This window comes from uncultured Clostridium sp. (genome assembly GCF_937920395.1).
In the GTDB taxonomy this organism is placed as follows: Bacteria; Bacillota; Clostridia; order Clostridiales; family Clostridiaceae; genus Clostridium_AD.
Genome location: NZ_CALEVF010000222.1, coordinates 22,004 through 31,998, shown reverse-complemented (window position 1 = coordinate 31,998; position 9,995 = coordinate 22,004). Strand labels below are relative to the sequence as shown.

Annotated in this window: 7 protein-coding genes and 1 riboswitch; of the genes, 1 reads left to right on the top strand and 6 read right to left on the bottom strand. The window is 31.8% G+C overall.

What is annotated here, in order from left to right; all coding sequences use genetic code 11:
* Nucleotides 1-129: 129 nt before the first annotated feature.
* Nucleotides 130-238, bottom strand: a riboswitch (TPP riboswitch).
* Nucleotides 239-373: 135 nt separating this feature from the next.
* Complete coding sequence (locus tag Q0649_RS14085; RefSeq protein ID WP_298843250.1) at nt 374-1,420, top strand: patatin-like phospholipase family protein; 1,047 nt, start codon at nt 374-376, stop codon at nt 1,418-1,420.
* 87 nt (nt 1,421-1,507) lie between these two features.
* Here Q0649_RS14085 and argH read toward each other — a convergent pair whose 3' ends face one another.
* The 6 genes from argH to carB all read right to left on the bottom strand — a co-directional run bounded on the left by argH (nt 1,508) and on the right by carB (nt 9,922).
* Nucleotides 1,508-2,824, bottom strand: coding sequence for an argininosuccinate lyase (gene argH, locus Q0649_RS14080; RefSeq protein ID WP_298843247.1), 1,317 nt, complete (start codon nt 2,822-2,824; stop codon nt 1,508-1,510).
* Between the two features lie 34 nt (nt 2,825-2,858).
* Nucleotides 2,859-4,064, bottom strand: a complete 1,206-nt coding sequence (locus tag Q0649_RS14075) for an argininosuccinate synthase (RefSeq protein ID WP_298843244.1) — start codon at nt 4,062-4,064, stop codon at nt 2,859-2,861.
* A gap of 64 nt (nt 4,065-4,128) precedes the next feature.
* Nucleotides 4,129-4,860 (bottom strand): amino acid ABC transporter ATP-binding protein, encoded by a 732-nt coding sequence (locus tag Q0649_RS14070; RefSeq protein ID WP_298843236.1) that lies wholly within the window; start codon nt 4,858-4,860, stop codon nt 4,129-4,131.
* A 15-nt stretch (nt 4,861-4,875) separates the two neighbouring features.
* Nucleotides 4,876-5,523, bottom strand: coding sequence for an amino acid ABC transporter permease (locus tag Q0649_RS14065; RefSeq protein WP_298843233.1), 648 nt, complete (start codon nt 5,521-5,523; stop codon nt 4,876-4,878).
* A gap of 61 nt (nt 5,524-5,584) precedes the next feature.
* Nucleotides 5,585-6,376, bottom strand: a complete 792-nt coding sequence (locus tag Q0649_RS14060) for an ABC transporter substrate-binding protein (RefSeq protein ID WP_298843230.1) — start codon at nt 6,374-6,376, stop codon at nt 5,585-5,587.
* A 339-nt stretch (nt 6,377-6,715) separates the two neighbouring features.
* On the bottom strand, nt 6,716-9,922 hold the full coding sequence (gene carB / locus Q0649_RS14055) for a carbamoyl-phosphate synthase large subunit (RefSeq protein ID WP_298843227.1): 3,207 nt from the start codon (nt 9,920-9,922) through the stop codon (nt 6,716-6,718).
* Nucleotides 9,923-9,995 lie beyond the last annotated feature (73 nt).

The following is a 9,995-nucleotide window of genomic DNA, read 5'->3' as shown; positions in this document are numbered from 1 at the left end:
GCCCCCGTATCGGACTTTCACCGACGAGTAAACGCCCATGCCGGGCACACTAAAATAAACCCTTGGCTCAAATTTAAGCGAAGGGTTTTATAAACATATAAGTTGCACCATCAATACAGTGCTTAAAACTAAATGCAAATTACACGTCCCTACGTTGGCATTATCCAATTCAGGTTATAAGGGTCGAAACTTATATGTTTCTTCTCAGACAAAAATATTGACTCCCCTAGTTTTTATATTAAATTAGTTTACATATATATGGTATCTATTACTTCCCTTATTGTCAAACTTTTATTTTTTTAAAATGTATTTTAATAATATATGTCATATCAATATGTTTATTCATATATTAATCATGAAGAGGTGGTATTATATGACCATTAATACAAGTATGAAATTAGCTGATATTGTATTTGAGGGTGGTGGCGTAAAAGGGATTGGTCTTGTCGGTGCCTTAAAACCATTTGAACAAAAGGGATTTCAGTGGAAAAACATTTGTGGGAACTCTGCTGGATCCATTGTAGCTGCACTAGTTGCAGTCGGTTACTCAAGTGATGAGATAAAAAAATTAATGATAGAACTTGACTACACAAAGATCGCTGATAAAAGTCATTCTATCATGCCTTTTTTATCTAATGTTCAAAATCTGTTGTTAAAAAAGGGTCTTTTTAAAGGTGATTATATAAAGAACTGGATTGATGATGCCCTATCTAAAAAACTAAAGCTAAGTAATAAAAGAAAAGTGACTTTTGGTAATTTAATAATCCCAAATGAACAAGGTATTCTTTTAAATAATAAAAAGTATAAAAGAAAATACAAATTGCATATTATAGCAACAGACATAAGCCGTGGAAAGATGATAATACTACCTGAAGATATCGCTGAATACGGTATTAACCCTAATGAACTCCAGGTAAGTTTAGCAATCCGAATGAGCATTTCTATTCCATATTTTTTCCAACCTGTAAAATTATTCAATAAAAACTCCAACAAAAAATCACTAATTGTTGATGGAGGGGTTTTAAGTAATTACCCGGTTTGGATTTTTGATATAAACGGTATTCCACAATACCCAACCATTGGTTTTAAACTGGGAGGAAATAAGGAAATACGTGAACATAAAATCACAAATATTTTAAATTTTTCAAGTTCCATTATTGAGACTATGCTAGAAGCACAGGATGATATTCATATAAGAGAAATGGATTTTCTGCGTACTTGCAAAATTAATACCCTAGATATAAAAACTACAGATTTTAATATATGCAGTGATAAAATTTTAGCTTTATATAACTCTGGTAATTCTTGCGCTAAAGATTTCCTTAAAACATTTGAAAATGATTATGAGAAATACAGAATAATGAGAAGTAATGTTTCTGATAGAAGTTATAATAGTTTTATATCGAAAAACATTTTTTAAATTCTTAACTAAATATATATATACAATTAAGAGCACGTAATAGGTAAAGTTTACCTGTTACGTGCTCTTAATTTTAAGGATAAAGTACTATTTCATTTCTTTTTTTATACCGCGACTTATTGTGTTCTCATAATCTATAAATTCATATACATCTTCATCAAATAAATCACTAAAACCTTTAAGCTCCTCTAAATTTAATTCCTCTATTGCCTTTTTATTCTTCTCGCATGTTATAACAATATTTCCTATAACGCCGTGGGCATCCCTAAAAGCCATTCCCTTATTAACAAGATAATCTGCAGCTTCTGTAGCATTTAAAAAACCTTTTTTAACTGCATTATGCATATTTTCTTTTTTTATCTTTAATGTTCCTAACATTTCATTCATTATCTTTATGCATTTTATAACAGTATCAACTGCATCAAAGAAAGGTTCTTTGTCTTCTTGCATATCTTTATTATAGGCAAGTGGGATTCCTTTCATAGTTGTAAGAAGACTCATTAAATCTCCGTACACTCTTCCGGTTTTTCCTCTTATTAGTTCTGCTGCATCTGGATTTCTCTTTTGTGGCATTATACTACTGCCTGTGGAGAACTCATCACTAATTTCAACGAAATTAAATTCTTTAGTACTCCATAAAATCAATTCCTCACTAAGTCTACTAAAATGCATCATTATAATAGAAAAAGCAGATAGGAGTTCTAATAAATAATCTCTGTCACTTACTCCATCCATAAAATTATCAGCAGGTTTTTTAAAATCTAACTCTTTCGTTGTAAAACTTCTGTCTGTATCATAAGTTGTTCCAGCAAGAGCACAACAACCAAGAGGATTTTCATCCATAATTTCAATAGCACTAGTAAGTCTTTTCTTATCACGACTAAGCATGCTGTAATATGCCATTATATGTTGCTTAAATGTCACCACCTGAGCTCTTTGCATATGTGTATAGCCAGGCATTATAACAGGATTTTCATTTCCTAACGTTTTAATTGTTCCTAAAATAATATCCAAGTTTTCAATAACATCGAAGGCCTTATATTTCGAATATAATCTCATATCTACAGCAACTTGATCATTTCTGCTTCTAGCTGTATGAACTTTTTTCCCTACATCACCTACAAGTTTTGTAAGATTTATTTCCATGAAGCTGTGAATATCTTCGAAGTCACCTTCAATTTTAAGCTTTCCATCTTTGATATCTGATAAAATAGTATTCAGACCATTAACTATTGTGAGACTTTCCTCGTTAGTTAAAATGTTACATTTTGCAAGCATTTTAACATGAGCAATACTTCCCATAATATCTTCATAATACAATCTTTTATCAAAGCTTAGAGAACTATTAAAGTCCTCCATAAGCTTGCTTTCTTTTTCCTTAAATCTTCCGCCCCAAAGTTTCATATTGTCACCCGCTTTACCAGTAAATTTATAATTTTTATTTAAAATTGTTTAAATGTTTATATGCTTTAATTTTGCTTGGTAATGAGAATAAATTAATAAATCCTTCTGCATCCTTATGATCATATAATACACTTGCACCAAAGGAAGATATACTAGCATCATATAAAGCATTAGGTGATTCTTTACTTGCTACCATTATATTTCCTTTATAAAGTCTCAATGTAACTGATCCTGTTACTGTTTCTTGTGTCTTATCTACAAATGCGTCAAGTGCTTCTCTCATCGTAGTAAACCAAAGTCCATTATAAACGAGCTCGCCATATTTTTGTGATACTTCATATTTATAGTGAAGTGTATCTTTGTCTATTGTAATTTCCTCAAGTTCTTTATGTGCAGCATAAAGAACTGTACCACCAGGTGTCTCATAGATTCCTCTTGATTTCATTCCCACTAGTCTATTCTCTACTAAATCTACAATACCTATTCCATTATCTCCACCAATTTTATTTAACACTTTAACAACATCTATTGGTTCAAGTTCAACGCCATCAACTTTAGTAGCAATTCCTTTTTCAAAATATATTTCTACAAAAGTAGGTTCGTCTGGAGCTTGTTCTGGAGGTGTAACCATTAGATACATTTCTCTTTTATGATCATTTTTGAAATCTTCAATGTCTCCACCTTCATGACTTGCATGCCATAAATTTTGATCTACTGAATATATTTTTTCTTTAGTAACATTAATTGCTATACCCCTAGCATTTGCATAATCTATAGCATCTTCTCTTGATTTTATATCCCAAATTCTCCAAGGAGCAATAATCTTTATAGATGGATCTATTGCTGCAATTGCAACTTCAAATCTAACTTGATCATTTCCCTTACCTGTACATCCGTGACATATATATTTAGCTCCTTCTTTATGAGCGATTTCTACAAGTTTTTTACCTATTAATGGTCTTGCAAATGCTGTACCTAATAGATATTTACCTTCATATGTAGCGTTTGCTTTAACTCCTTTGAATACATAATCTTTAATAAACTCCGCAGTTAAATCTTCGATATATATTTTTACTGCACCTGAACTCATTGCCTTTTTCTCTATTGCTTTCATATCATCCTCTTGACCAACATTAATACATGCCGCTACAACATCCATATCATAGTTTTCCTTAAGCCAAGCTATTATTATAGAAGTATCTAATCCTCCTGAATATGCTAAAACTACTTTTTCTTTCATTTTAATTTCCCCTTTCAATTTTGTTCTCTATATTTTGATATATTAATTGTTAAATATGTTTTGCCTATAATACCTTGTTTAAAAACTCTCTTGTTCTCTGCTCTCTAGGATTAGTAAAAAACTCTTCTGGTGTTCCAGATTCTACTATTTTTCCTCCATCCATGAAAATAACTTTATCTGCCACGTCCTTTGCAAATCCCATTTCATGGGTTACAACAATCATAGTCATGCCATCCTTTGCAAGGTTTTTCATTACGCCTAAAACTTCTCCAACAAGTTCTGGATCTAAGGAAGATGTTGGTTCATCAAAGAGCATTATATCTGGCCTCATGGCAAGAGACCTTGCTATAGCAACTCTTTGTTTTTGTCCTCCTGATAACTTTGACGGGTATTCGTTGACTTTTTCAATAAGCCCCACCTTTTCAATAATTTCCTTAGCCCTTTTTAATACTTCTTCGCGAGGTTCATGTTTTACAGTAATTGGTGCTTCTATTACATTTTGAAGTACAGTCATATGGTGGAACAAATTGAAATTCTGAAATACCATTCCTACTTTTTCAATAGTATTTCTCATATGTTTTTTATTTTTAATATTTAATTTTTCTCCTTCAATAAAAACATCTCCACCATCAGGCTGTTCAAGGTGATTTAAACACCTTAAAAATGTACTCTTACCAGAGCCAGACGGGCCTAGTATAACTAGCACTTCTCCCTTTTGGACTGTAACATTTAATCCTTCAAAAACTGTAAGACTGCCAAATTTCTTTGTTAAATTTTTCGTTTCTATCATATACACTTCATATCACCTCTACTAATATACTGACAGTTTTTTTTCATAATACGAAAAAACTGTAGTGAAAATTGTTGTCATTAAAAGATATAAACATGCAGTTAAAAAGAATACTTCTAATGGTTTAAATGTTGAAGCATATAAAAGCTGAGCTGATCTCATAACTTCAGCCATAGCAATTACTGACACTAAAGAAGTATCTTTAAGCATTGTTATAAACTCATTACCAACTGAGGGAATAATTATTTTAAATGTTTGTGGTAATACTACTCTTTTCATAGTATCTAAATACGTAAACCCTAATGACTTGCAGGCTTCAAACTGTCCTTTATCTACTGAAAGTATTCCACCTCTTATAATCTCTGCCATGTAAGCACCTGAATTTAAACTAAGTCCTAGTATTGCAGCTTCAAAAGGTGTTAACTTAATACCCATAAACGGCAATCCATAATAAAAGACAAATAATTGAAGAAGCATAGGTGTGCCTCTAAAAATCCAAGTGTAAAATCCTGCTATACTAGCAATTATCTTATTTTTAGAAAGTTTTAGTAATGCTGTAACCATACCTAATATACTTCCTAGTATTACTGATAATATAGTTAATTCAAGTGTCATTAAACTTCCTTGTAATAACACAGGTAATACTTCTTTTATAACATTTAAATCCATTCTTGATCCTCCTAGTATTTATCAGTAAGAAGACAACAACTATTAATTGTTGTACCTCTAGCTATTTTTTATATGCGTCAAATCCGAACCATTTTAAAGAAAGCTTTGTAAGTGTTCCATCTGCTTTTAGTTCATTAAGAGCTTTTTGTATTGCTACTTGTAATTCCTTATCTTGTTTTTTAAATCCAATTCCAATTGGTTCTTCACTAATCTTATCTTTTAGAACTTGATACATTCCTTGTTTCTTAGATACATAATATCCACCAACTTGAGCATCCATTATTACTGCATCTACTCTTCCAGACGTTAGTTCTTGGAAGGCTTCTGTTATTTTATCATATCTCTTGACTTCCTTTAATCCCTTCATGGCTGTTGCAGCAGTATCTCCAGTAGATCCTAATTGACAAGCTACAACCTTGCCTTTTAAATCGGCTAAACTCTTCACCTCAGTATTCCCTTGTTTTATAGCTGCAACTTGTCCACCCATTACATAAGAATCTGAAAAAGCTATAGTTTCTTTTCTCTTATCAGTAATACTCATAGCTGAAATTATAACATTGAATTTTGATGCGCCAAGAGCTAAAATTATTCCATTAAAATCTGTGGATGTATACTCTGTCTTTACTCCTAATTTCTTTCCTAAAGCATCTCCCAAATCTACATCAAAACCAACTAATTTATTTTTAGAATCTCTAAATTCCATTGGAGGATATGAATCATCTAACCCTACCGTCAATTTACCCGAATCTTTAACTGCTTGTAACGAATTAGTTTTTGCTTGTTTCTGCCCACAACCAACAAGTAATACACTTGCCATAGTAACTATTAATATTATTGACATAAATTTTTTCAATTTAATCATTCCCCCATTTATATTAAATAACTTTATGAATATTTATACATTACGTTGTATATTATATATTTGTTTTTGTTCTTTTATATTAAGTGGCTGTCAACTTTTATTATTGATTTATCTCGCTTACTTGTACTTATTATATATTACTTTTAATAATAATGCAATGTTTTTTATTGATATTTATTCATTATATATAATATTTATGCATGGTAAATGATGAAAACTTTTCAAACTAATTTATTGGATGATTTTAAAAAAGCTAAAAATAAAAACGCCATTAGCTTCTTAAATAGGCTAATGGCATTTTTATTTTTAAATTTGTTTTTTATTAAAGAGTTATTCGGCCAAGTTAAATACTTCTAAATCTTCACTTCTAATATTTTTCTTCATAAGATCCACTAATGCCTTTGCAGTGTCGAGTGATGTTAGTACACCCAGTGAACTTTCAATCGCCGTTCTTCTAATTCTAAATCCGTCTGTTTCCGAATCATTTCCTTTAGTAGGGGTATTTATCACTAAATCAACCTGTCTACCTTTAATTACATCAATTATATTAGGCGTGCCCTCTGATATCTTTTTAACCCCGATGGTATCAATTCCATTATCTCTTAATACCTTAGCTGTACCTTCTGTCGCAATAAATTTGTAATTAAGTTCGCTAAATCCTTTAGCTATATACAAGAATTCATCATAATCTTGAGGATTTATTGTTGCAAGTATAACACCTTTTTCTTTTTTAACCTTCATACCAGATGCAACAAAGCCTTTATATAAAGCCTCATCAAAATTTCTTCCTATACCTAAAACCTCTCCAGTCGATCTCATTTCTGGTCCAAGACATACCTCGACTTCAGGAAGTTTTTGAGTTGAAAATACAGGCACCTTAACTGACACTAATTTAGGTTCTTTGTAAATTCCGAATCCATACCCGAAATCCTTTAATTTTTCTCCAAGCATTACTCTTGTAGCAAGATCTACTATTGGAACTTTACTAACTTTACTTATATATGGAACTGTACGACTAGCTCTTGGATTAACCTCTATTATATATAGTTCATCTTTAAACTCTATAAATTGAATATTAACCATACCTATAACTTCAAGACCTATCGCTATTTTCTTTGTATATTCTAATATTTTAGCTTTTATAGCATCTGATATATTTTGGCTTGGGTATATTGTAATACTATCTCCAGAATGAACCCCTGCTCTCTCTAGATGTTCCATTATTCCAGGAATTAATATTTCTTCCCCATCACAGATAGCATCAACTTCTATTTCTCTACCTAACAAATACCTATCAATCAAAACTGGATTTTTCTTATCCTTTTGAAATGCATGTTTTAAATAATGTCTTAGTTCTTTTTCTTCATAAGTTATTTCCATTCCCTGTCCACCTAATACATAAGACGGCCTAACCAAAACTGGATACCCTATATTTTCAGCCTCGCATAATCCATCTTCTACGTTCCAGACTGCCTTTCCTTTAGGTCTATTTATATTTAATTTTTCGAGTAATGCATCAAATTTTTCTCTGTCTTCTGCTGCATCTATCTGATCAGGTTTAGTCCCATATATAGATATATTTTTTTCACTTAGGAACTGAGCAAGTTTTATAGCAGTTTGACCCCCAAACTGTAATATAACTCCATCTGGTTTTTCTTTTTCAACTATATTAAATACTTCTTCCTCTGTTAATGGTTCAAAATACAATTTATCTGAAATATTAAAATCTGTGCTTACAGTTTCTGGGTTATTATTAACTATAATTGTTTCAATTCCTAGTTTCTTAAGGGCCATCACACTATGCACAGATGCATAATCAAATTCAATACCCTGTCCTATCCTTATAGGGCCTGAACCTATTACCATAACCTTTTTCCTATCACTTACCTCAACCTCATCATATTCATCATAAGTTGAAAAGTAATACGGTGATAATGCTTCAAATTCCCCACCGCATGTATCTACCATCTTATAAACAGGTTTAATATCCAACGCATTTCTTAATTTATAAATTTCATTTGGGCATGTACCTAATAAGTCTGCTATCCCTTTATCCGAAAATCCTTTTTTCTTTAATAAATACAACCATTCTTTATTCATATCTTTTAGTGTATATTTTTTTATCTTTTCCTCTTCATCTACTATCCATTTAATCTTATTTACAAAGAAGTTATCTATTCCTGTAATTTCAGCTACCTTTTCAGCTCTATAATCACGACGTAACATCTCAGCTAAATAGAATATTCGTTCATCATCAGCTGCCATCACCCTTTTTTTTAGTTCTTTTAAGCTCTTCTCTGCTAATGAATTATATTGCAATGAATATTGTCCTATTTCCAGAGACCTAATTCCCTTTAATAGGGCGGCTTCAAAATTACTTCCAATTGCCATTATTTCCCCAGTTGCCATCATTTTTGTTCCGAGCACTCTGTTCGCACCATCAAATTTATCAAAAGGCCACCTAGGAATTTTAACAACTACATAATCGAGTGATGGCTCAAAGCATGCGTAAGTTTTTTGTGTAACCGCATTTTTAATTTCATCTAGTGCATATCCTAACGCTATTTTAGTCGCTACTTTTGCAATTGGATATCCTGTAGCCTTCGAAGCTAATGCTGAAGATCTACTTACCCTTGGATTAATTTCTATAACCGCATACTCAAAGCTTTTTGGATCAAGTGCAAGTTGCACATTACACCCACCTTCAATTCCTACACTATTTATAATATCAATAGATGCACTTCTAAGCATTTGGTATTCTTTATCAGAAAGTGTTTGACTCGGAGCTACAACAATACTATCTCCAGTATGTATTCCAACAGGATCTATATTTTCCATATTACATATAGTAATGCAATTACCTAAGCTATCCCTCATAACTTCATATTCTATCTCTTTCCAGCCTTTAATGCTCTTTTCTAAAAGTACTTGACCTATAGAGCTTAGCTGTAATCCTAACTCTAGAATTTCAATTAGTTCCTCCTCAGTTTCAGCAATTCCGCCTCCACTACCACCCATAGTATATGCTGGTCTTACAATAACTGGATAGCCTATTTCACTTGCAAACTTTACTCCAGAGGTTACACCTGTAGCAATTTCACTTCCTACAACTGGCTGATTAATTTCTTGCATCAAGTCTCTAAAAAGTTCTCTATCTTCACCTTTTTTTATTGCTTCTATAGATGTCCCTATTACTCTCACATTATATTTTTCCAAAATCCCTTTATCTGCTAATTCTACAGCTAAATTTAAACCTGTTTGGCCTCCCATACCAGCAAGTAAACTGTCTGGTCTTTCTTTTGCAATAACTTTCTCTAAAAATTCTATAGTTAAAGGCTCTATATAAACTTTATCAGCAATTTCTTTATCGGTCATTATTGTAGCAGGATTACTGTTTACTAGTACTACTTCTACGCCTTCCTCTTCTAGTGCTTGACAAGCCTGTGTTCCAGAATAATCGAACTCCGCAGCTTGACCTATTATTATTGGACCTGAACCAACTACTAATACTTTTTTAATATTCTTATCTAATGGCATATGAATTCCTCCCGTAAAATCTATTATTAAATTCTATTTATGTAACTAAATTTCGTAAAAATTTTTATTTGAA